Annotated in this window: 19 protein-coding genes; 13 read left to right on the top strand and 6 right to left on the bottom strand. The window is 66.8% G+C overall.

What is annotated here, in order from left to right; translation table 11 throughout:
- The first annotated feature begins 255 nt into the window (after window positions 1-255).
- The 6 genes from V0R59_RS30175 to V0R59_RS30150 all read left to right on the top strand — a co-directional run bounded on the left by V0R59_RS30175 (window position 256) and on the right by V0R59_RS30150 (window position 5,914).
- Window positions 256-1,182: a hydroxymethylglutaryl-CoA lyase gene (locus tag V0R59_RS30175; RefSeq protein ID WP_330076341.1), complete on the top strand. Its 927-nt coding sequence runs from the start codon at window positions 256-258 to the stop codon at window positions 1,180-1,182.
- 2 nt (window positions 1,183-1,184) lie between these two features.
- On the top strand, window positions 1,185-2,369 hold the full coding sequence (locus V0R59_RS30170; RefSeq protein WP_330076340.1) for a CaiB/BaiF CoA transferase family protein: 1,185 nt from the start codon (window positions 1,185-1,187) through the stop codon (window positions 2,367-2,369).
- Between the two features lie 18 nt (window positions 2,370-2,387).
- Window positions 2,388-2,912, top strand: a complete 525-nt coding sequence (locus V0R59_RS30165; protein WP_330076339.1) for a gamma carbonic anhydrase family protein — start codon at window positions 2,388-2,390, stop codon at window positions 2,910-2,912.
- A gap of 61 nt (window positions 2,913-2,973) precedes the next feature.
- A complete protein-coding gene (locus V0R59_RS30160) occupies window positions 2,974-4,296 on the top strand; it encodes an MFS transporter (RefSeq protein WP_330076338.1) in 1,323 nt (440 codons plus the stop codon).
- 23 nt (window positions 4,297-4,319) lie between these two features.
- Complete coding sequence (locus V0R59_RS30155; protein WP_330076337.1) at window positions 4,320-5,609, top strand: OprD family porin; 1,290 nt, start codon at window positions 4,320-4,322, stop codon at window positions 5,607-5,609.
- A 119-nt stretch (window positions 5,610-5,728) separates the two neighbouring features.
- Window positions 5,729-5,914, top strand: a complete 186-nt coding sequence (locus tag V0R59_RS30150; RefSeq protein WP_330076336.1) for a hypothetical protein — start codon at window positions 5,729-5,731, stop codon at window positions 5,912-5,914.
- Window positions 5,915-6,022: 108 nt separating this feature from the next.
- Here the strand turns inward: V0R59_RS30150 and glcC are convergent, their stop codons facing one another.
- A complete protein-coding gene (gene glcC / locus V0R59_RS30145) occupies window positions 6,023-6,784 on the bottom strand; it encodes a transcriptional regulator GlcC (protein ID WP_330076335.1) in 762 nt (253 codons plus the stop codon).
- A 213-nt stretch (window positions 6,785-6,997) separates the two neighbouring features.
- Here glcC and glcD point away from each other — a divergent pair, with 213 nt between their 5' ends.
- The 5 genes from glcD to V0R59_RS30120 are packed head-to-tail and all read left to right on the top strand — an operon-like array spanning window position 6,998 to window position 13,393.
- Window positions 6,998-8,497 (top strand): glycolate oxidase subunit GlcD, encoded by a 1,500-nt coding sequence (gene glcD, locus V0R59_RS30140; protein WP_330076334.1) that lies wholly within the window; start codon window positions 6,998-7,000, stop codon window positions 8,495-8,497.
- Window positions 8,497-9,543: a glycolate oxidase subunit GlcE gene (glcE, locus tag V0R59_RS30135; protein ID WP_330076333.1), complete on the top strand. Its 1,047-nt coding sequence runs from the start codon at window positions 8,497-8,499 to the stop codon at window positions 9,541-9,543. Before glcD ends, glcE begins: the two co-directional genes overlap by 1 nt.
- 6 nt (window positions 9,544-9,549) lie before the next feature.
- Window positions 9,550-10,788 carry a glycolate oxidase subunit GlcF gene (gene glcF, locus V0R59_RS30130; protein WP_330076332.1) on the top strand — a complete coding sequence of 413 codons (1,239 nt, stop codon included), beginning with the start codon at window positions 9,550-9,552 and terminating at the stop codon, window positions 10,786-10,788.
- Complete coding sequence (locus V0R59_RS30125; RefSeq protein ID WP_330076331.1) at window positions 10,778-11,176, top strand: heme-binding protein; 399 nt, start codon at window positions 10,778-10,780, stop codon at window positions 11,174-11,176. Before glcF ends, V0R59_RS30125 begins: the two co-directional genes overlap by 11 nt.
- A 27-nt stretch (window positions 11,177-11,203) precedes the next feature.
- Window positions 11,204-13,393: a malate synthase G gene (locus V0R59_RS30120; RefSeq protein WP_330076330.1), complete on the top strand. Its 2,190-nt coding sequence runs from the start codon at window positions 11,204-11,206 to the stop codon at window positions 13,391-13,393.
- A 36-nt stretch (window positions 13,394-13,429) separates the two neighbouring features.
- Here V0R59_RS30120 and treS read toward each other — a convergent pair whose 3' ends face one another.
- The 3 genes from treS to V0R59_RS30105 form a co-directional block, all read right to left on the bottom strand.
- Window positions 13,430-15,496, bottom strand: coding sequence for a maltose alpha-D-glucosyltransferase (gene treS, locus V0R59_RS30115; protein ID WP_330076329.1), 2,067 nt, complete (start codon window positions 15,494-15,496; stop codon window positions 13,430-13,432).
- 91 nt (window positions 15,497-15,587) lie between these two features.
- Window positions 15,588-15,875, bottom strand: coding sequence for a DUF2218 domain-containing protein (locus V0R59_RS30110; protein ID WP_330076328.1), 288 nt, complete (start codon window positions 15,873-15,875; stop codon window positions 15,588-15,590).
- Window positions 15,876-15,951: 76 nt separating this feature from the next.
- Window positions 15,952-16,254: a YciI family protein gene (locus V0R59_RS30105; RefSeq protein ID WP_330076327.1), complete on the bottom strand. Its 303-nt coding sequence runs from the start codon at window positions 16,252-16,254 to the stop codon at window positions 15,952-15,954.
- 193 nt (window positions 16,255-16,447) lie between these two features.
- Here V0R59_RS30105 and V0R59_RS30100 point away from each other — a divergent pair, with 193 nt between their 5' ends.
- Together V0R59_RS30100 and V0R59_RS30095 are read left to right on the top strand one after the other, a co-directional pair.
- The gene (locus tag V0R59_RS30100; RefSeq protein ID WP_330076326.1) at window positions 16,448-18,556 is read left to right on the top strand and encodes a c-type cytochrome; all 2,109 of its coding nucleotides are present in this window, start codon (window positions 16,448-16,450) and stop codon (window positions 18,554-18,556) included.
- Window positions 18,557-18,654: 98 nt separating this feature from the next.
- Window positions 18,655-19,050, top strand: a complete 396-nt coding sequence (locus V0R59_RS30095; RefSeq protein WP_330076343.1) for an ACT domain-containing protein — start codon at window positions 18,655-18,657, stop codon at window positions 19,048-19,050.
- 198 nt (window positions 19,051-19,248) lie between these two features.
- Here V0R59_RS30095 and V0R59_RS30090 read toward each other — a convergent pair whose 3' ends face one another.
- Window positions 19,249-20,667: an aldehyde dehydrogenase family protein gene (locus V0R59_RS30090; protein ID WP_330076325.1), complete on the bottom strand. Its 1,419-nt coding sequence runs from the start codon at window positions 20,665-20,667 to the stop codon at window positions 19,249-19,251.
- 10 nt (window positions 20,668-20,677) lie between these two features.
- Entirely contained in the window at window positions 20,678-21,718 is a 1,041-nt protein-coding gene (locus V0R59_RS30085) for a homoserine dehydrogenase (protein WP_330076324.1), read from the bottom strand.
- Between the last annotated feature and the right edge of the window lie 232 nt (window positions 21,719-21,950).

Below are 21,950 nucleotides of genomic sequence, written 5' to 3'. Positions count from 1 at the left end.
CCAACACCTGGGGGGGGGGGCCGGGGGTGTTCCGCCCCCCCCCCCCCCCCCCGTGGGGGCGGGGTCCCCCCCGGATGTGGCGGTCTACAAAACCCCCCCCCCCGGGGGGCCCCCCCCGCTCCCACAGAGGGGCCGCAGTGCGCCTTGGGGTATCCATCGTCATCCACGATGGATACCCCCGCCAAAGACGTCTTTTCCCCCGCCCCCTCGCTGCCTACCTTAGGCACACCACCGCAATACCCCGCGAGAGAGCCCATGACAACAACAATAACCATCAACGAAGTCGGCATGCGCGACGGCCTGCAGAGCCTGCAGGCGATCATGCCCACCGACGCCAAGAAACGCTGGATCGACCAGGCCTACGCCGCCGGCGTACGCCACATGGAGGTCGCCTCCTTCGTCCCGGCCCGCCTGCTGCCGCAGATGGCCGACGCCGCCGACGTGGTGGCCCACGCCCTCACCTACCCCGACCTGCAGGTCAGCGTCCTCGCCCCCAACCTGCGTGGCGCGGAAAACGCCCTGGCCAGCGGCGCCCAGCGCATCGTCGCGCCGATCTCGGTCAGCGCCGCCCACAGCCAGGCCAATGTGCGCCGCTCGCCGGAAGAAATGGTCGAGGAATTCGCCCGCATGTGCGACCTGCGCAGCAGCAGCGGCCGCCACGAGGTGATCATGGTCGCCGGCATGTCCACCGCCTTCGGCTGCACCCGCCAGGGCGAAGTGAGCATCGCCGAGCTCTGCGCCCTGGTCCGCCGCGTGCTGGAAACCGGCTGCGAACAGATCTCCCTCGGCGACACCACCGGCTACGCCACCCCCGGCCAGGTCGGCGATACCCTCGACGCGGTCCGCGAAATCGCCGGATCAAAGCTGCACGCCGCCCACTTCCACGACACCCGCGGCCTGGCCCTGGCCAACAGCCTGGTCGCCGTGCAGCACGGCATCCGCGAGCTGGATTCGTCCCTCGCCGGCCTCGGCGGCTGCCCCTTCGCCCCCGGTGCATCCGGCAATACCGTGACCGAAGACCTGGTGTTCATGCTGCAAAGCATGGGCTACACCACCGGCATCGACCTGCCACGCCTGATCGCTTCGCGCGCGCTGCTGGCCGAGGCCCTGCCCGGCGAGCCGCTGTACGGCCATATCGCCCGCGCCGGCCTGCCGAAACACTTCAGCGCCCGGGGAGAATGAACATGCAGCAGTTGCCACTCGACGGCGTGCGCGTCGTGGAAATGTCCCATATGGTCATGGGCCCCACCTGCGGCATGATCCTCGCCGACCTCGGCGCCGAGGTGATCAAGGTCGAACCGCTCAAGGGCGACGGTACTCGCCGCCTGCTCGGCGCCGGTGCCGGTTTCTTCCGCACCTTCAACCGCAACAAGCAGAGCCTGGCGGTGGATGTGGAAACCGCGGAAGGCCGTGACGCGGTGCTCAAGCTGCTGGACAGCGCCGACGTGTTCATCGAGAACTTCAAGCCCGGGCGCATGGACGCCCTCGGCTTCGGCTACAGCGCGCTGAAACAGCGCAATCCGCGGCTGATCTACGCCACCCACAAGGGCTTTCTCGCCGGCCCCTACGACCAGCGCCTGGCCCTCGACGAAGTGGTGCAGATGATGGCCGGCCTGGCCTACATGACCGGGCCGGTGGGCCGGCCGTTGCGCGCCGGCAGTTCGGTCAACGACATCATGGGCGGCATGTTCGGCGCCATCGCCGTGCTCGCCGCGCTCTATGAGCGCCAGCGCAGCGGCCAGGGCCGCGAGGTGCAGAGCGCGCTGTACGAGAACTGCGTGCTGCTGGCCGCCCAGCACATGCAGCAGTACGTGGTCACCGGCGAGGCGGCGGCACCGATGCCCAACCGCATCAGCGCCTGGGCCATCTACGACGTGTTCAGCTTTGCCGGCGGCGAGCAGATGTTCGTCGCCGCCACCGGTGACGGCCAGTGGCGCACCCTGTGCACCCTGCTGGGCCAGGAGGCCTTGATGAACGATCCGACCCTGGCCAGCAACAACGACCGGGTCCTGCAGCGCCCGCGCCTGCTGGCGCACCTGGCCGAGATCTTCGCGACCCTCGACGCTGGCGAACTGGCCCCGCGCCTGGAAGCCAACGGCATTCCCTTCGCGCCGATCCGTCGCCCGGAAGAGCTGTTCGACGACGAGCACCTGATCCACAGCGGCGGCCTGGCCCGTCTGGAACTGGAAGACGGCTCCCACACCGACATGCCGCTGCTGCCCTTCTCCCTCGACGGCGAGCGCCTGGCGCCGCGCCGGCCGATCGCGCGGATCGGCGAGGACACCCTGGCGGTGATGCGTGGCCTCGGCTACGCCGACGCCGAGATCGCCCGCCTGCGCGAAGCCGGCGTGCTGCGTACCGATCAATAAGAACAAGAGAACACCAACATGGCGATCTATGAATACGACGGCCACAGGCCGGAACTGCACGATGACGTCTACGTGGCCGAGGACGCCACGGTGATCGGCAAGGTAGCCCTGGGCCAGGGCGCCAGCGTCTGGCCCCAGGCGGTGCTGCGCGGCGACAACGAGCTGATCGAGATCGGCACCGGCAGCAATGTCCAGGAAGGCGCGGTGCTGCACACCGATCCCGGCCATCCGCTGCGGGTGGGCAACGACGTGACCATCGGCCACCAGGCGATGCTGCATGGCTGCCAGATCGGCGACGGCAGCCTGGTCGGCATCCAGTCGGTGATCCTCAATGGCGCGGTGATCGGCCGCAACTGCCTGGTGGGCGCCGGCTCGCTGGTGCCGGAAGGCAAGGTGTACCCGGACAACTCGCTGATCCTCGGCGTGCCGGCCAAGGTGGTGCGCGAGCTGGACGAGGCCGCCATCCAGGCTTTCCGGCGCAATGCCAGTGACTACGTGGAGCGTGCCCGCACCCACAAGCGCACCCTGATCCGTATCGCCTGACCCAGGATTGCCGCCCTCGATGGCGGCCACTCTCCGCACAATTACAAGAATGGAGAACACCATGACCACGTCCTCGACGGCGCTGGACATCGACCACGCCCCTGCTGCCCGTATCAACGAACTGCTGCTGTACCGCCGCGTCGCCTGGCGGATCATGCCGCTGGCGATCATCTGCTTCCTGTTTTCCTATTTCGACCGCATCAACATCAGCTTCGCCAAGACCCAGATGCAGGCCGAGCTGGGCCTGAGCGACGCCGCCTATGGCCTGGCCGCGAGCATGTTCTTCATCGGCTACGTGCTGTTCGAGGTGCCCAGCAGCTGGGGCCTGAAGAAGTACGGGGCGCCAGCGTGGATCTGCCGGATCATGGTGTCCTGGGGCCTGGCCACCGCCGCCCTGGTGTTCGCCTACACCCAGTACACCCTGTACTTCCTGCGCTTCCTGATCGGCGTGATGGAAGCCGGCTTCGGCCCGGCGATCCTGTTCTACCTGGCCTGCTGGTTTCCCAAGCGCTACCTCGCGCGGATCAATGGCCTGTGGTTCCTCGCCGTGCCCCTGGCCGGCGCCCTGGGCTCGCCAGCCGCCGGGCTGATCCTCGGCCGGATGGACGGCTTGCTCGGCCTGGCCGGCTGGCACTGGCTGTTCCTGCTCTCCGGGTTGCCGTGCGTGCTGCTGGGCATCGCGGTGCTGTGGAAGCTGGACAAGGACATCGATTCGGCGCGCTGGCTCAACGCCGAGGAAAAACAGCAGCTCAAGGACAACCTCCAGGCCGACCGCAAGGGTGGCGACCACAATCACGGCGCGCTGTGGCGAGTACTGCTGACCCGGGAAGTGGCGGTGTTCGCGCTGATCTACTTCGTGATCAAGAGCGCCAGCTACGGCCTGAATTTCTGGATGCCCAACCTGATCCAGATGTCCGGCGTGCACGACCTGCTCACCGTCGGCCTGCTCAGTGCCTCGCCCTATGTCGTGGCGTGCATCGGCATGCTGGTCGTCACCCGCCGCTCCGACCGCACCGGCGATCGCAAGAGCTACCTGCTCTGGTGCATGGTCGCCTCGGCCCTGGGCTATATCCTCGCCTGCAGTTTCTCGGGCAACCCGGTGGCACTGATGCTGGCCCTGGTGCTCGCCACCGCCGGCACCTTCATCGCCATCCCGGTGTTCTGGACCATCCCCCAGTCGACGTTCTCCGGGCTCGGCATCGCCACGGGCACGGCGGCGATCAACTCCCTGGGGCAACTGAGCGGCATCGTCTCCCCGGCCATGGTCGGCTTCGTCAACGACCTCACCGGCATCAGCTACATGGGCATGCTCTCCATCGTCCCGCTGATCCTCGCCAGCGTGCTGCTCATTGCGCTGTGCGTGAAGAACCCGGCCAAAGCCTGAGCCCCACCCCACAGGTAAGAACAATGACAAAAGATACCTACCGCCTGGCCCGCGCCGCGGGCGCGGGGCTGGGCTGCGCCGTGCTCGCAGCGAATGCGTCGGCCGGTTTCATCGACGACGGCAAGGGCAAGCTTGAGCTGCGCAACTTCTACTTCAGCCGGGATTTTCGCGACGGTTTTCCCAGCCAGTCGAAACGCGAGGAATGGGCCCAGGGCTTCATCCTCAACTGGCAATCCGGCTTTACCCCGGGTCCGGTGGGCTTCGGCCTGGATGCCGTAGGCATGCTCGGGCTGAAGCTGGATTCGGGCCAGCAGCGCTCCGGCACCGGCTTGCTGCCGCGCAATGCGGATGGCCGGGCCGAGGACGACTACGCCAAGGCCCTGCTCACCGCCAAACTGCGCATCGGCAAGTCCGAACTGCGCTATGGCGGCCTCAACCCGGTGCTGCCGCTGCTGGCCTCGAACAACAGCCGGCTGCTGCCGCAATACTTCGAGGGCGGGCAACTGACCTCCCGCGACCTCGGCGACTTCACCGTCCACTTCGGCCGGGTCGACAAGGTCAAACAACGGGACTCGGCGAACTCCGAGGACCTGACCACCATGGCCCAGGTCGGCAGTTGGTCGGCCGCCGTGCACAGCGACAGCTACCGCTACGGCGGTGTCGACTGGCAGCCCGTCGCCGACCTCACCCTCAGCGCCCATGCCAGCGACCTGGAAGACTTCTACCGCCGCACCTACCTCGGCGTGAAATACGCCGTGGCGCTGGGGCCGGGCAAGGCCTTCGGCGAGATCCGCCACTTCACCGCGCGGGAATCGGGTGCGGCGCGGATCGGTGAGGTGGACAACCGGGCGATCAGCAGCAACTTCGGCTACCAACTGGGCGGGCACCGGATCAGCGGCGGCTACCAGAAAGTCTCCGGCGACACGGCCTACGCCTATCTCGGCGGCACCGATACCTACCTGTTCAGCGAGCAGCAGGCCTACACCTTCTCCCTGCAGGACGAACGGGCCTGGCATGCGCGCTACGACTACGACTTCGCGGCGCTGGGCATTCCGGGGCTGACCTTCACCTTGCGCTACGTGAAGGGCGACGATGTGGACGTCAGCCATGTCTCCACCCGCAAGGCCGCGCTGTTGCGGGCCGCCGGCGAGGATGGCCACGAATGGGAACGCACCACGGACCTGGCCTATGTGGTGCAAAGCGGACCGCTGAAGAACCTCGGGCTGCGCTGGCGCAATGCCACGGCGCGATCGAGCCTGCAGGATGGGGTGGATGAGAATCGGGTCATCGTCAGTTACGAAATAGTCTTCTGAGGGGGAGGTTTCCGGAGACAGGCCGTCTTGCGAGCGACTAGCCTCAACGACGCCAGCGCATGGATGCGTACCCCGTCGGGGGCTTTGTGGCCAGGCATACGCGACCGGACGAGAGGTAAATGACGATGGGAACCACTGATCAACCGCTGGTGAATGCAGAAGGTGAAGTAAGGGAGATGACCAGCGCTGATTTCAAACGCGCCCGCAAGGCATCCGAGACATTTCCTCCCGGCCTGCAGGTAAAACTTGGAATGCGCGATGGCGGATCGACCCGAGCGAAGCGAGCCACGACTTCGAAAAAGTAACGATCAGGGTCGCCAGGGATCTTCAGAGCCGGCAAAAGCCAGCCCGCGCTCACTGACAGCGGGCGAATCGAACAAAAGGCGACCATCGGTCGCCTTTTTGCTGCCCCGCTACCCCCATCCTTCCAGGCGCATCGTCGCCCGCACCAGCCGCTGCTCCTCCTGCTCGATCTCCCGCAGGTTGTCGCGGATGCTGGTGATGTGCTCCCGCGCCGCACGCTGCGCCTGTTCCGGCAACTGCTCCATCACCGCGTGATACAGCTTGGTGTGCTGGCGGTCGATCTGGCGTTTCTGCGCCGGGCGGCAGTAGAGGTTGTTCACCGAGGCGAACACGGTGCTGAGCATCAGCTCGTTGAGCCCCTGCAGCGTATGCACCAGCACCGGATTGTGGGAGGCCTCGCTGATCGCCCGGTGGAAGGCATGGTCCAGCCGCGCCTGTTCGCGGGCGTCCTGGGCCTGCGGGTCTTCATGGAAGGCCACCATCTCGTCGAAACGGCGCTTGATCAGCAAGCGGTCCACATCGGTGGCGCGCAAGGCCGCCAGCCGCGCCGACTCACCCTCCAGCAGCGCACGCACTTCCAGCAGGTCGAACAGGGTGCGCGGCTGCGAGCTGAACAGGTGCATCAGCGGCGTGGCGTCCTCGGTGCGGTTCAGGTCGGCGACGAAGGAGCCCCGGCCATGCTCGGTGTCGACGATGCCGCGCCCGCGCAGGATGCGCAGCCCCTCGCGCAAGGCCGAGCGCGAACAACCGAGCTTTTCCACCAGGCGCCGCTCCGATGGCAGGGCCTGGCCGACCTTGAGCACGCCATCGACGATCAGTTTTTCGATCCGCGCGGCAACCTGGTCGGCGATCTGGGTCTTGTTTTCGCCCATCGGAACACTCCCTTCAACTGGTAGGACCAGATGAAAAATCGATGCTGACTTCTGCACCGAGTGTATCGGCGAAATCCGTGAAACAGCCACCTTTGTCAGCGATCCCGCGCAAAAACTGGTAGGACCAGTTCGCCTGCCCATCGACGCTTCCCTGGCCCGCGCGCAGTCTGGACAGCGTTCAGCCCAACAACAAGAAACGGACGTCCGAGCCTGATGAACATCCTCTACGACGAGCGCGTCGATGGCGCGCTGCCTGCGGTCGACAAGGCGAAAGTGCTGGCACAGCTTCGCCACGCCCTGCCCGACCTGGAAATCCTCCACCGCGCCGAAGACCTGCGCCCCTACGAGTGCGACGGCCTGTCCGCCTATCGTGTGGTGCCCTTGCTGGTGGTCCTGCCGGAGCGCATGGAGCAGGTACAGACCCTGCTCAAGCTCTGTCACGCCAACCAGGTCCCGGTGGTCGCTCGCGGCGCCGGCACCGGCCTGTCCGGCGGCGCCCTGCCCCTGGAAAAAGGCATCCTGCTGGTGATGGCGCGCTTCAACCGGATCATCGAGGTCAACCCGCAAGGGCGCTTTGCCCGCGTCCAGCCCGGCGTGCGCAACCTGGCCATCTCCCAGGCCGCGGCGCCCCACGGCCTGTACTACGCCCCCGACCCGTCCTCGCAGATCGCCTGTTCCATCGGCGGCAATGTCGCCGAGAACGCCGGCGGCGTGCACTGCCTGAAGTACGGCCTGACCGTGCACAACCTGCTGCGCGTGGACATCCTCACCGTCGAGGGCGAGCACCTGACCCTCGGCAGCGACGCCCTGGATTCGCCCGGCTTCGACCTGCTGGCGCTGTTCACCGGCTCCGAGGGCATGCTCGGCATCGTCACCGAGGTCACCGTCAAGCTGCTGCCCAAGCCCCAGGTGGCGCGGGTGCTGCTGGCCAGCTTCGACTCGGTGGAAGCGGCCGGGCGCGCGGTGGCCGACATCATCGGCGCCGGCATCATCCCCGGCGGCCTGGAGATGATGGACAACCTGTCGATCCGCGCCGCCGAGGACTTTATCCACGCCGGCTACCCGGTGGACGCGGCGGCCATGCTCCTGTGCGAGCTGGACGGCGTCGAGGCCGACGTGCGCGAGGATTGCGAGCGGGTCGAAGCGGTACTCAAGCAGGCCGGCGCCACCGATGTGCGCCTGGCCCGCGACGAAGCCGAGCGCGTGCGCTTCTGGGCCGGGCGCAAGAACGCCTTTCCGGCGGTCGGGCGGATATCCCCCGACTACTACTGCATGGACGGCACCATCCCCCGGCGCGAGCTGCCGGCAGTGCTGCGCGGCATCGAGGAACTGTCGCGGGAGTTCGGCCTGCGGGTGGCCAACGTGTTCCATGCCGGCGACGGCAACATGCACCCGCTGATCCTCTTCGATGCCAACCAGCCCGGCGAGCTTGCGCGCGCCGAGGCCCTGGGCGCGCGCATCCTCGAACTGTGCGTAGCGGTGGGCGGCAGCATCACCGGCGAGCACGGCGTCGGCCGCGAGAAGATCAACCAGATGTGCGCCCAGTTCAGCAGCGAGGAAATCACCCTGTTCCATGCGGTCAAGCACGCCTTCGATCCCGCCGGCCTGCTCAACCCGGGCAAGAACATCCCCACCCTGCACCGCTGCGCCGAGTTCGGCTCGATGCATATCCACCAGGGAAAACTGCCGTTCCCGGAACTGGAGCGCTTCTGATGGACAACGATCACAGCACCGCCCTGCTGGAGCAGGTCAACCAGGCCCTCGACGCTCGCACCCCATTGCGTATCCAGGGCGGCAACAGCAAGGCCATGCTTGGCCGTCCGGTGGCCGGCGAAATGCTGGACACCCGCGCCCACCGCGGCATCGTCAGCTACGATCCGACCGAACTGGTGCTCAGCGCCCGCGCCGGGACGCCGCTGGCGGAAATCGAGGCGGCCCTCGATGAACGCGGCCAGCGGCTGCCGTTCGAGCCGCCGCACCTGGGCGACGGCGCCACCCTCGGCGGGGCCATCGCCAGCGGCCTTTCCGGCCCACGCCGGCCCTGGGCCGGCTCGGCGCGCGACCATGTGCTGGGTACCCGGGTCATCACAGGCCACGGCCAGTTGCTGCGCTTTGGCGGCGAGGTGATGAAGAACGTCGCCGGCTACGACCTGTCGCGCCTGCTGGCCGGCAGCTTTGGTTGCCTGGGACTGATTACCGAGGTGTCGCTGAAGGTCCTGCCGAAGCCGCGTACCTGCGTCAGCCTGCGCCTGGAAATGGATGCCGCCACCGCCCTTTGCGAACTGGCGGAATGGGGCCAGCAGCCGCTGCCCATCAGCGCCGCCTGCCACGACGGCGAAGCCCTGCACCTGCGGCTCGAAGGCGGCGAAGGTTCGGTCCGCTCCGCCTGCAAGCGCCTCGGCGGCGAACCCCTGGACAGCGACTACTGGACGCAACTGCGCGAACAGCGCCTGGCGTTCTTCGCCAGCGGGCAGACGCTCTGGCGCCTCAGCGTACCCAGCCACACGCCAGCGCTGCAGATTCCAGGCCGGCAACTGCTGGACTGGGCCGGCGCGCAGCGCTGGCTGATGTCAGACGCCCCCGCCGAAACGATCCGCCACAGCGTCAGCGCAGTCGGTGGCCATGCCACTTGCTACGGCACCAGCGACGCGCCGTTCCAGCCCTTGCCACCCCTGCTGCTGCGCTACCACCAGCGCCTGAAGAAACAGCTCGATCCCCAGGGCATCTTCAACCCTGGCCGACTCTACGCGGAGGTCTGAGACGTCATGCAAACCCATCTGAGTGAACAGGCCAGGAGCCTGCCCCGCGCCGAGGAAGCCGAGCGCATCCTGCGTTCCTGCGTGCACTGCGGCTTCTGTACCGCCACCTGCCCCACCTACCAGTTGCTGGGCGACGAACTCGACGGCCCGCGCGGCCGCATCTACCTGATCAAGCAGGTGCTCGAAGGCCAGGACGTCACGGCCAGCACCCGCGAGCACCTGGACCGCTGCCTGTCCTGCCGCAACTGCGAGACCACCTGCCCATCTGGCGTGGAGTACCACAACCTGCTGGATATCGGCCGCGCCGTGGTCGAACAGCAGGTGCCGCGCGGGCTGGGCGAGCGCCTGCTGCGCCAGGGCCTGCGCGCCGTGGTCCCGCGGCCGGCGCTGTTCAAGGCGCTGAGCCGTACCGGCCAGGTCTTCCGCCCCCTGCTGCCGGCGACGCTCAAGGCCAAGCTGCCGCGCCATGCGCCGCAGGCCAAGGCGCGTCCGGCCAGCCGCCACCCACGCAAGGTGCTGATGCTCGAAGGCTGCGTGCAGCCGTCGCTGTCGCCCAACACCAATGCGGCAGCGGCCCGGGTGCTCGACCGCCTGGGGATTTCCGTGGTCGCGGCGCGGAAGGCGGGCTGCTGCGGGGCCATCGACTATCACCTGAACGCCCAGGAACAGGGCCTGGAGCGGGCCCGGCGCAATATCGACGCCTGGTGGCCGGCCATCGAGGCCGGCGCCGAAGCCATCGTGCAGACCGCCAGCGGCTGCGGCGCCTTCGTCCGCGACTACGGCCACCTGCTGGAACAGGATCCGGCCTATGCGGCCAAGGCCGAACGGGTCAGCGCCCTGAGCCGCGACCTGGCCCAGGTGCTCGGCGCCGAGCCACTGGAAGACCTGGGCATCCATGCCGAGCGCCGCCTGGCCTTCCATTGCCCCTGCACCCTGCAGCACGCCCTGAAACTCGGCGGCGCCGTCGAAGCCGTGCTCGGCCGCCTCGGTTTCAGCCTCACCAACGTACCCGACAGCCACCTCTGCTGCGGTTCGGCCGGTACCTATTCGCTGACCCAGCCCGAGCTGTCCCGGCGCCTGCGCGACAACCGGCTCAACGCGCTGGAGAGCGGCAACCCGGAAATCATCGTCACCGCCAATATCGGCTGCCAAACCCATCTCGACGGTGCCGGGCGCACGCCCGTGCGGCACTGGATCGAGCTGGTCGAAGAAGCCCTTGCCCAGGAGCAACCCCATGCAACGTAAAGCCGTACTGGAACACAGCGACATCACCCGCGTCCTCGCCGCTGCCCGCGATGAGGCCCGGCGCAACGGCTGGAACGTCAGCGTGGCGATCGTCGATGACGGCGGCCACCCGCTGGCCCTGGAACGCCTCGACGGCTGTGCGCCGATCAGCGCCTACATCGCCACCGAGAAAGCCCGCTCCGCCGCCCTCGGCCGGCGCGCGACCAAAGGCTACGAAGACATGGTCAACGGCGGGCGCACGGCCTTCGTCAGCGCGCCGCTGCTGACCTCGCTGGAAGGTGGCGTGCCGGTGCTGGTGGACGGCCAGGTGGTCGGTGCCGTGGGCGTGTCCGGGGTGAAGTCGGAACAGGATGCACAGGTCGCCGCCGTCGGCGCGGCAGCCCTTTGAATGACCCGTCGTGAAGGAGAGTCCACGTTGAGCCAACGTACGCAGTGCCACCGCTTGCAGGTGGCGGAAAACCTCAAGCGCTTCATCGAGGATGAAGCCTTGCCAGGCACCGGCGTCAGCGCCGAGGCCTTCTGGCACGGCCTGGACGCGCTGGTCCATGACCTGGCGCCGGAGAACCGCGCCCTGCTGGCCGAGCGCGAGAGCCTGCAGGCCCGCCTGGACGAATGGCATCGCCGTCATCCGGGACCGGTGGCCGACCTGCCGGCCTACACCGCCTTCCTCGAAGAGATCGGCTACCTGCTGCCGCAGCCTGCCGAGGTGCGAGTCAGCACCGCCAATGTCGACCATGAAATCACCACCCAGGCCGGGCCGCAGCTGGTGGTCCCGGTGATGAACGCACGCTACGCGCTGAATGCCGCCAATGCGCGCTGGGGCTCGCTGTACGACGCCCTGTATGGCACCGATGTCATCGGCGAGGAAGAAGGCGCGCAGAAAACCGCCGGCTACAACCCGCTGCGTGGCGCACGGGTAGTGGCCTGGGCGAAGGCGCTGCTCGACGAAGTCTTCCCCCTCGAAGGAGCCTCCCATGCCGACGCCCAGGCTTATCGGGTGGTGGATGGCGCACTGCAGGTCGCGCTGGCCAACGGGGCTGCCACGGGCTTGGTCAACGCCGACCAGTTCGCCGGTCACCAGGGCGATGCCCAGGCGCCAATTGCCCTGCTCCTGAAGAACCACGCCCTGCATGTCGAGATCCAGGTCGACCGCGCCAGCCCGATCGGCGCCACTGACCCGGCCGGGGTCAAGGACCTGCTGGTGGAGTCGGCGATCACCACCATCATGGACTGCGAAGACTCGGTCGCGGCGGTGGATGCCGAGGACAAGGTGCTGGTCTATCGCAACTGGCTGGGCCTGATGAAGGGTGACCTGAGCGAGCAGGTCAGCAAGGGCGGCAAGGCCTTTGCCCGCACCCTGAACCCGGATCGCCGCTACGTCGGACGTGACGGCGGCGAGCTGGTCCTGCCGGGGCGCTCGTTGCTGTTCGTGCGCAATGTCGGCCACCTGATGAGCAATCCGGCGATCCTCGACCAGGACGGCCGGGAGATTGCCGAAGGCATCCTCGATGCCGTGGTCACCAGCCTCGCCGCGATGCACGACCTGCAACGCAAGGGCAATTCCCGCGCCGGCAGCGTCTACATCGTCAAGCCGAAGATGCATGGCCCGCGGGAAGTGGCGTTCGCCAACCGCCTGTTCGGGCGCGTGGAAGACCTGCTCGGCCTGGCGCGGCATACCCTGAAGATGGGCATCATGGACGAGGAGCGGCGCACCAGCGTCAACCTCAAGGCGTGCATCGCCGAGGCGGCGCAGCGGGTGGTGTTCATCAACACCGGCTTCCTCGACCGCACCGGCGACGAGATGCACAGCGCCATGGAAGCCGACGCCATGCTGCGCAAGGGCGACATGAAAGGCTGCGCATGGATCCAGGCCTACGAGCGCAACAACATGCTGGTGGGCCTGGCCTGCGGCCTGCGCGGTCGGGCGCAGATCGGCAAGGGCATGTGGGCGATGCCGGACCTGATGGCGGCCATGCTGGAACAGAAGATCGCCCATCCCAAGGCCGGCGCGAACACGGCGTGGGTGCCCTCGCCGACCGCCGCCACCTTGCATGCCCTGCACTACCACCAGGTGGATGTGCAGGCGGTCCAGGCGGGACTGGAGTCCATTGACCTGGCACAGGAACGCCAGGCGCTGCTGCACGACCTGCTGAGCGTACCGGTGAGTGCGGCGCGGGACTGGAGCGACAGCGAGGTCCAGGCCGAGCTGGACAACAACTGCCAGGGCATCCTCGGCTACGTGGTGCGTTGGGTGGAACAGGGCGTGGGCTGTTCCAAGGTGCCGGACATCCATGATGTCGGGCTGATGGAAGACCGCGCGACCCTGCGTATCTCGGCGCAACACGTGGCCAACTGGCTGCACCACGGCGTGGTGGATGGGACGCGGGTACGCGGGACGCTGGAGCGCATGGCGGCGGTGGTGGACCAGCAGAATGCCGGCGACCCGGCGTACCGGCCGATGGCGCCGGGGTTCGAGCAGTCCCATGCATTCCGCGCGGCCTGCGACCTGGTGTTCAAGGGACGGGAGCAACCAAGTGGCTACACCGAGCCGCTGCTGCATGGGTGGCGGTTGCGGTTCAAGGAGGAAACGGGTCAGGTCGGCTGATCGATCCGGCTGATCGGGGCTGCTTCGCAGCCCCGATCAGACATGCCCGGTACTGCTGACGATACGCAGCGACAGGGCTTCGAAAGGATCGAGGTTGATCAGCAGGCGGCCGTCTTCACGCAGGTCGCCCTCCAGCGTCTCGCTGAGCATGTCCACCACCGGGCCGGGACTGAAGCCTTCCAGGACGATTTCCTCGGCGATGGTCTCGCGGCCGAAGTTCAGCGCCGTCAGTTGCGTGCCCTTCCCCGCCGGCAGTTCGTGGACCATCACCAGCAACCCCGGGTTCTGCACTTCGGGCACCAGCACCTGGCGACTTGAGGCAATGCCATAGGCCTGACGCACGGCCAGGACCTTCTTCACCTGGCTGGCGAAGGAATCGGGCTGCTGCAACTGGCGGGTCAGGCTGCCGTACAAGGCTCGCGCACGCGGCATGCCACGCAGCGAGCGGCTGGCCTCGGGCGCCAGGTCGACCAGGTCGTAGCCGCCGCGATGGATCCAGCGCGTGTCGCCGTCGAGCATGCGCTCGGCCACCTCCTCGGCGGCCAGCGGCAGCGCGCCCACCAGGTCCCAGCCGGACAGCGCGACCACCCCCGGCTGCATGGCGTTGTAGATCACCAGCAGCAAATGGATCTTCTGGATCAGCGCCAGCTCTTCGCCGCTGATCTGCGCCAGGTCGCGGATGCCCAGGGCCGCGGTGATGATGCTCACCGTGGTGCAGGACACGCCATTGGTGACGAAACGCAGGTTGTACGGCGCATGTTCGCCGGACAGGCGTTCGTACATTTCCTCGCGGATATGCTCGCGCAGGATGCTGCCGGGGAAGGTCTGACCCTTGTAGAGGAACATGTCGTTGGCGTGCAGGGTCCAGAAATGCACCAGCTCGATGGTCAGTTCGTCGTGGTTCTGCAAGGCATGGATCAGCGAGGCCGGGTCGATGCCGAAACGCTGCATCTCGCCGAGCATCAGGCGCAGGAAGCTGGTATCGCCGGTGAGCAGCGCGTGCTGGTAGGCCGGACGGGTGACGAAGTCATAGGACAGGTCTGCGCCGCCCCTGGACATCTGCGCGATGTCGTCGAGGGTCAGGTTCAGTTCCTGGAAGCTGAAGGCCCCGGCCTTGCGGATCATGCCGCCGAGCAGCTGGTTGCCGGTCAGCGACAGCGGGTGGCTTTCCGACCAGGCGGTATCGTTGGCGCGCATCTCCACGCCGAGGAAGCCGTTGGCGTCCAGGCGCAGGCCGCGGGCGCCGAGGCAGTCGATGGAGTGCAGGGCGTCGCCGATGATCAGTTGCTGGGCGGCGAAGGTCGGGTCGAGCCAGTTCAGCGACGGCTGGCCCTCCTTGAAGTAGTGCAGGTAGACCCAGCGCCGGGTCTTGCCGTCCACGCCGGTGACGGGCGCGGTGGCGCTCCAGTCGGTCTCCTTCACGCCGGGCTCGAAGAAGATCACCCGCTGCAACTGGCCGACGATGTAGTGGCGCAGCTTGAGTTCATCGCACTGCGCCGGGCTCAGGTTGACCGCGTCGCGCCCCTCCGGCACCTCCGGCAACAGGCCCCAGTCTTCCTCGCGGATCTCGACCAAGTGGTAGATCCCGGGATAGTCCTCATGGGCCAGTTCGGCCAGGCGGAAGTCGGCGCCCTTGCCGGTGTGGGAGGGAATCGAGTCGTCGATGGTCACCGCGTTGTGCGCCGCCGCCATGCGACTCAGGTGGACCAGTTGCTGCTCGCTGCCATAGAGCGGGTCGATATCGAGGCTGATGCGGTCGAAATTGCCGTCGATGCTCGGGGTGAAGGCTTCGCCACGGATCCCCCCGGAACGCTTGATCGGGCCGGTGTGGATGCCCTGGATGCCCAGCTCCGAGAGCCCTTTCCACAGAACTTCGGCGCCGAGGGCGTCGAGCACGGAGGCCTCCTCGGGGCCGATGATCGAATCCGGGTACACCGTCAGCCAGGCCGAGGCGATCTCGATGGCCCTTCTCGGCCGTGCCTCGGCATAGGGGTTCTGCCACAGGCGCGACTGGCCGGCGTAGGTCTTGGCGCGCTCGCGGGCCGCCTTGAGCATCGAGCGGTCCACCAGCCATTGCACGTACCGCGGATCTGGAGCCGTCATCATCACCTCCCTTCAACGTCTGGTCGTTGCTGACTCTGACGCTGCCCGGGCGCAAACGTTCTACCCGTGGCCTTGAGGCGAGGCCCGCTGCTCAGTCACGACGCTGCCAGGCGAAGCTCAGCGTCTCCCCGGCCGCAGCATTGCGCTGCAGATGATCGACGATCACCACTTCCAGCTCATCCATCTCCTCTGCCGGCGCCCAGGCCTCGACCCACAGGCCCTCTGCCACGACCTTGAGCAGGCAGCCACTGCCGCCGAAATCGATGCGGCTCTGGCCATCCTGCTGCTCGACCTGGAACTTGTGTGCCCAGTGCCGGGACAGGCGGTTGATCAGGCGCTGGGGTTGTTCGGTGGGGGTGGTGGCCTGGCTGTACTGCATGGGTGCGCTCCTTGGCGGCGAGAAAGTTAATACATTAACTAGATGCCGGAGCGCTGTCATGGCCTTCCTGTCGACGTCAGTTGCGTGGCAGCTCGCGGATGACCACGGTACCGCCGGCTTCATACACCGGATTGCCGGAAAGAAACCCCTTGGCCTCTTCAAGGCTGGCCGCACGCACCCTGATAAAGCCACTGAGGTCGCTGTCATCCGGCTGCTCCGGCCGGCCCTTGCGCAGCCGCAGCCCGGTACCGATCGAACTGCCGCCGTCGAACTGCCCGGTGCCCTGCAGCCAGGCCAGGTATTCGCCCCAGCGCTCAGGATCGGCAGCGGCCTGCGGATTGTGCGCATCACGGTGCATCAGCAGCATGTAGTCGTTCATTGATTTCCTCCCGAAATGCCTGGTCAAGGCCACCATCATGCCTAACCCGACCAGAGAGTGGGTCAATGAAAGACGCATCTGTACTTTGCAAGCAATTCATTGATGAAGATCACTACGCGCGCAAAGCAAATAACCAAAAGTAAGGAACCAATAACTAAAAAACATAACGACTATCAAACGGACCTGATCGTTCATGAACATAACCGTGCAAACCCTCGCTGCCGCCCTGCTGGCCAGCGCCCTGTCCCCGGCATGGGCCAGCGACAACGCCAGCGCCCCACAGATCATCGATGACCTTCCTGCCGACTACGCCGCCGACCTCGACAACCTCACCCGTGCCCAGGTGGAGCGCGGCCGCTATGTCGCCCGCCTCGGCGATTGCGTGGCCTGCCACACCGGTGCCGACCGCAGCAAACCCATGGCCGGCGGCCTGGCCCTGGAGACGCCGTTCGGCGTGCTCTACTCCACCAACATCACTCCGGACCGGGAAACCGGCATCGGCAACTACTCCTTCGAACAGTTCGACCGGGCCATGCGCAAGGGCGTGACGGCCAACGGCGACAATCTCTACCCGGCCATGCCCTACCCCTCCTACGCGCGGATCAGCGGCGAAGACATGCAGGCGCTGTATGCCTACCTGATGCAAGGGGTCAATCCGGTTCGCCAGGAAAACCGTGCCCTGGAGATGGGCTTCCCGTTCAACCAGCGCTGGGGCCTGACCCTGTGGAACTGGATGTTCCTCGACGACAAGGTGTTCGCCGCCAACCCCGCGCAGAGCGCGCAATGGAACCGCGGCGCCTATATCGTCCAGGGCCTCGGCCACTGCGGCGCCTGCCATACGCCACGGGGCATCGGCTTCCAGGAGAAGACCTTGTCCGAAGCCGGCAGGCAGGGCGAATACTTCCTCGCCGGCGAGACCGTGGAAGGCTGGCGCGCGTTGAGCCTGCGCAACCTGTGGACCCCGGAGCAGACCGCCGAGATGCTCAAGACCGGACGCAACAGCCATGGCACGGTGTCCGGCAACATGGTCGACGTGGTCCAGCACAGCACCCAGTACATGGAGGACAGCGACCTGCGCGCGGTAGGCGTGTACCTGAAGTCACTGCCCTCGTCCGAACATGACAAGCCGATGCAGGTCGCCCAGGGCCCGGCACCGGTTATCACGCCCCGCGCCACCACCCCGACCGGCCTGCTGGCTTCCCGTGGCGGCCTCGGCTACCAGCAATTCTGCGCCGACTGCCACCGCGCCGACGGTGCCGGGGTCAAGGGCGTGTTCCCGCCGCTGGCCGGCAACCCGGTGCTGATGTCGGAAGATCCCTCCACCCTGGTGCACATCACCCTGACCGGCTGGCGCTCGGCGCAGACCGTCGACAACGCCCGGGCACTGAGCATGCCGTCGTTCGCCCGCCTCAGCGACCAGGAGATCGCCGAGATCCTCAACTTCACCCGCGACAGCTGGGGACGCCAGGCCGCCAAGGCGATCCCCGCCGCCACGGTGGCGGAGATGCGCAAGCGCCTCGATGTCAAGAATCTCGACAACCGCCCCTTCGAAACCCCACGCCTGGCCGACCTGCTCAAGGAGCCGAATGCCGACCAGCTGATCCTCGGCGCACGCTTGAACACCAACACCCACGAACTGCTCCCGGCCAACGTCGGCAATGCCCTCAACTGCGCCAGTTGCCATCTCAACGCGGGCACCGTGGCGGACGGCTCGCCCTATGTCGGGGTATCGGCATTCTTCCCCAGCTATGCGCCGCGGGCCGGGCGGGTGATCACCCTGGAAGACCGTATCAACGGCTGCTTCCTGCGCTCGATGAATGGCAAGCCGCTAGGGCTGGAATCGGTCGAGATGAAAGCGATGGTGGCCTATTTCGACTGGATGAAGCGCGAGACCAGGCCGCAGGACAAGGTGGAAGGCCGTGGCGTCGGCAAGATCGACCCAACCATCGTGCCGAACCCGGAAAATGGCGAGAAGCTCTACGCGGTGCAGTGCGCGCTGTGCCATGGCGATGACGGCGAAGGCATCAGGAATGCCGCCGGCAAGTGGGTCTACCCGCCGCTGTGGGGCGATGACTCCTTCAACATCGGCGCCGGCATGGCCCGCACCTACACCGCCGCGGCGTTCGTGAAGAAGAACATGCCGATCGCCTTCCACGAGGGCTTCCCCCTCGGCCAGGGTGGCCTGACCGACCAGGAAGCGGTGGATGTGGCCGAGTACTTCAGCCACAAGCCACGGCCGGATTTCGCCGGCAAGGTGAAGGACTGGCCCAAGGACAAGAAACCGGTGGATGCGCGGTATTGAGGTATCAGCGTTGCTGATCGTGCATCAGCAACTTTGATTCCCCAAGACGCAATTCGCCAGCACACTGGATGCCCCTGTTCACCATGAGCGATCTTCCGATGTCTGGCGAAACCTCCCTCGCCGCGCTGCTGCGCGGCATGAACCCCCTGCTGAACGACGGCGAATACGTGTTCTGCCAGGTACCCGACGCAACCTTGCTCAAGGACGAGGAAGTGCTTGGCAGCTTCCGCGAACAGGAAGGGCTGACCGCAATCCTGGAGCGCGGCCGAGCCGATGCGCTGGGCCTGGAGTATGGCTACGTCGCGGCGTGGATCACCCTGACCGTGCATTCCGCGCTGGAGGCCGTCGGGTTGACCGCCGCGTTCGCGGCGGCGCTGGGGAATGCCGGGATCAGTTGCAATGTGGTGGCGGCGTATTATCACGATCACATTTTTGTCGGCGTGCAGGATGCGGCCAAGGCCATGGAGGTTCTACACCAGCTTTCGCAAGGTTAATGAGTTATGTGTTTTCTATGAGAGGCCACCAGCTCTGTCGCGTAGAGAGCACGAGGCGTGAGCTCGACGCGGACTCTGTGGGAGCGGGTTCACCCGCGATGGCGGCGGTGAACTCACCATCGCAATCGCGGGTAAACCCGCTCCCACACTGCCCCGCTAAATCAATGGGTTATGTACTGTTCAAGGAGGTGCCTGCTATCACTCGCCTAGCGCATTCAGGCACACCACCTTGGGCTGGGTCATTTCCTCATAGGCGAACCTCACCCCTTCCCGGCCCAGGCTGCCGTACTTGAAGCCACCGAAAGGCATGGCATCAAAGCGGTAGTCGGACGAGTCATTGATCATCACCCCACCCGCTTCCAGGCGCCGCGCCAGTTTCAGGGCGGTGCCCAGGTCGCGGGTGAACAGGCCCGCGTGCAGGCTGTATTCCGGGGCGTTCGCCAGGTCGATGGCCTCGTCCAGTTCGTCGAACGCCTCCAGGATCACCACCGGGGCGAACACCTCTTGCTGCCACAGTTGACTGGCATGGCTGACGTCCTCCAGCACCGTGGGCGCGTACAGCGAACCCTGTCGGCGATGACCGCAAAGCAGCGTGGCACCTTCGTCCAGTGCCTCCTGAACCCGCTGCTCGGTACGCCGCGCGGCCTGTTCGCTGACCATGGGCCCGACATCCGTCTCGCGACATGCCGGATCCCCCGCCAGCAAGGCCTGGGTTGCCGTGACGAAACGCTCGCGGAATGCCACGTAGACGTCCCGCTGCACCAGGATGCGCTGGGTACCGATGCAGTTCTGCCCTGCGGCCCAGAACGCCCCGGAAACGCAGGACTCCACGGTGGGCAGCAGGTCGCAGTCGGCCAGCACCAGCACCGGGGCATTGCCGCCCAGGTCCATGGCCAGCTTCTTCAGGCCGGCCGTGCGGGCGATGGCCTCGCCCGTGGCAAAGCCGCCAGTGAAGGAAATCATCCGTGCATCGCGCAGTTGCACCAGCGCCTGGCCCAGTTCGATGCCACCGGTGGCGGTGGTCACCACGGTTTCCGGAAGGCCGGCCTGGCGCAGGCAGTCCACCAGCTTCAACGCCGACAGTGGCGCCAGTTCCGAAGGCTTGAGGATCACCGCATTGCCGCCGGCGATGGCCGGGCCCAGCTTGTGGGCGACCAGGTTCAGCGGATCGTTGTATGGCGTGATCGCCACGATCAGGCCCAGCGGTTCGCGGCTGAACCAGCCCTGGCGCGATTCCGAGCCCTCGTAGGCATCGAACGGCACCACCTCGCCGGCATTGCGCCGGGCTTCCTCGGCGGACAGCTTGAGGGTGTTCACGCAGCGCTTCACTTCCTTTTCCGCCTGGCGCAGGGTCTTGCCGGCCTCGGCGACGATCAGGCTGGCGAACGCATCGGCCTCGGCTTCGACGCGCCGCGCGGCGTCTTCGAGAATCCGCGCGCGGCGATGACGCGGCATGGCCGCGCTCTCGGCCACGCCGGCCCGGGCACGCTGCGCCAGCGCAGGCACATCCGCCGCACCCTGGCACGGCACGCGACCGACCAGGCGGCCGTCGAACGGGTTGAACACCTCGATATGGGTCGGAGTGAGCGTCTGCAGGGTCATCAGGGACAGGGTCATGGCGGTCTCCTCAGCGTTTGCCGGCGTTATGCAGGGCGATGATGTCGGAGAGCAGGGCGAACGCGGTTTCCACGCGGCCTGCTCCAGGTCCGGAGACGGTCACGGCACCGAGCAGCTCGGTGTTGAAGGACACGGCGTTGATCGCCCCGCCAATCCCGGCCAACGGGTGCGTCCGGGGCAACAGTCGCGCTTCCACGCTGGCCTCGACCGAGCCGTCGCTGGTCTTTCGCGCGGCGCCGATCAGTTTCCAGCACTGTCCGGTCGCCTCGGCCTTGGCAATATCCGCAGCGCTGATGGCACTGATGCCCGAGCAGGTCACGTCGCTTACTTTCAGGCGCGCGTCCAGCAGTTCGTTGGCCAGGATCACCACCTTCAGGCGCACGTCGTAGCCTTCCACATCCGCGCTCGGGTCGGCTTCGGCGTAGCCCAGCTGCTGCGCTTCGGCGACGGCCTCGGCGAAGGACAGGCCTTCCTTCATGCGCGTCAGCACATAGTTGGAGGTGCCGTTGAGGATACCTTCGAAGCCCTGCAAGCCGGACCCGGCCAGGGCCTGGCGGGCCACGCGGATCACCGGGGTGCCGCTCATCACCGCGCCCTCGTACTCGAAGGCCACCCCGCGCTGGCGGGCCAGGGCCTTGAGTTCGGCGCCGTGCAGGGCGATCGGGCCCTTGTTGCTGGTGACCACGTGGATGCCGCTTTCCAGGGCCCAGCGGCAGAAGGTCGCGGCCGGCTCGCCGTCGACCGGGTTGGTGAAGGTGGCTTCGGCAATGATGTCGGCGCCGGACTGCTTGATCACGGTTTCGTTGAAAGCCTCGGCGGTGCCGCCGGCGATCCTGGCCAGGGCGCCCTTCTCCGCAGGCAGGGCGACCAGTTCGGCGGCGTCGAGACCGGCGCGGTTGAGCACCGAGCCGAGGAACAGGTCGGTGACGCCGACGATGGTCAGGCCGAAGCCCAGGGTCGCGCGCCACTGCGCATTGCGCTCGGCGATAAGCTGCGCCAGTCCACGGTTCACGCCGCCAAAGCCCACCAGGGCGATCTTGTAGTCAGTCACGAAGGCATTCCTCTTTGCTGTTGTTCGATGTGGATCAGCGTAAGAGGCGGGGGTGGGCAGTTGAATACGGCAGAATGCTGTATTTGTTGGGCGCAATGCTCGGTTGCCGGCCAAGGGATTCAGATACCAGAGCCGACAAGGCAATGCGGACCCTGTGGGAGCGGGGTTTACCGCGGGTGGTGTTGTTGATTATCCCAAGGCCAAACCGGGGTCAACCCACCCCCCCCGGAGC

It is taken from the genome of Pseudomonas ulcerans, from assembly GCF_036324125.1.
In the GTDB taxonomy this organism is placed as follows: domain Bacteria; phylum Pseudomonadota; class Gammaproteobacteria; order Pseudomonadales; family Pseudomonadaceae; genus Aquipseudomonas; species Aquipseudomonas ulcerans.
The sequence above is the reverse complement of the archived record's forward strand: the minus strand, read 5'-3'. Positions and strand labels throughout refer to the sequence as shown.

Bases quoted from the DNA above. Each gene is read 5' to 3' on its own strand.
- V0R59_RS30175 (WP_330076341.1), top strand. From the start codon at position 256: ATGACAACAACAATAACCATCAACGAAGTCGGCATGCGCGACGGCCTG.
- V0R59_RS30170 (WP_330076340.1), top strand. From the start codon at position 1,185: ATGCAGCAGTTGCCACTCGACGGCGTGCGCGTCGTGGAAATGTCCCAT.
- V0R59_RS30165 (WP_330076339.1), top strand. From the start codon at position 2,388: ATGGCGATCTATGAATACGACGGCCACAGGCCGGAACTGCACGATGAC.
- V0R59_RS30160 (WP_330076338.1), top strand. From the start codon at position 2,974: ATGACCACGTCCTCGACGGCGCTGGACATCGACCACGCCCCTGCTGCC.
- V0R59_RS30155 (WP_330076337.1), top strand. From the start codon at position 4,320: ATGACAAAAGATACCTACCGCCTGGCCCGCGCCGCGGGCGCGGGGCTG.
- V0R59_RS30150 (WP_330076336.1), top strand. From the start codon at position 5,729: ATGACGATGGGAACCACTGATCAACCGCTGGTGAATGCAGAAGGTGAA.
- glcC (WP_330076335.1), bottom strand. From the start codon at position 6,784: ATGGGCGAAAACAAGACCCAGATCGCCGACCAGGTTGCCGCGCGGATC.
- glcD (WP_330076334.1), top strand. From the start codon at position 6,998: ATGAACATCCTCTACGACGAGCGCGTCGATGGCGCGCTGCCTGCGGTC.
- glcE (WP_330076333.1), top strand. From the start codon at position 8,497: ATGGACAACGATCACAGCACCGCCCTGCTGGAGCAGGTCAACCAGGCC.
- glcF (WP_330076332.1), top strand. From the start codon at position 9,550: ATGCAAACCCATCTGAGTGAACAGGCCAGGAGCCTGCCCCGCGCCGAG.
- V0R59_RS30125 (WP_330076331.1), top strand. From the start codon at position 10,778: ATGCAACGTAAAGCCGTACTGGAACACAGCGACATCACCCGCGTCCTC.
- treS (WP_330076329.1), bottom strand. From the start codon at position 15,496: ATGACGGCTCCAGATCCGCGGTACGTGCAATGGCTGGTGGACCGCTCG.
- V0R59_RS30110 (WP_330076328.1), bottom strand. From the start codon at position 15,875: ATGCAGTACAGCCAGGCCACCACCCCCACCGAACAACCCCAGCGCCTG.
- V0R59_RS30105 (WP_330076327.1), bottom strand. From the start codon at position 16,254: ATGAACGACTACATGCTGCTGATGCACCGTGATGCGCACAATCCGCAG.
- V0R59_RS30100 (WP_330076326.1), top strand. From the start codon at position 16,448: ATGAACATAACCGTGCAAACCCTCGCTGCCGCCCTGCTGGCCAGCGCC.
- V0R59_RS30095 (WP_330076343.1), top strand. From the start codon at position 18,655: ATGTCTGGCGAAACCTCCCTCGCCGCGCTGCTGCGCGGCATGAACCCC.
- V0R59_RS30090 (WP_330076325.1), bottom strand. From the start codon at position 20,667: ATGACCCTGTCCCTGATGACCCTGCAGACGCTCACTCCGACCCATATC.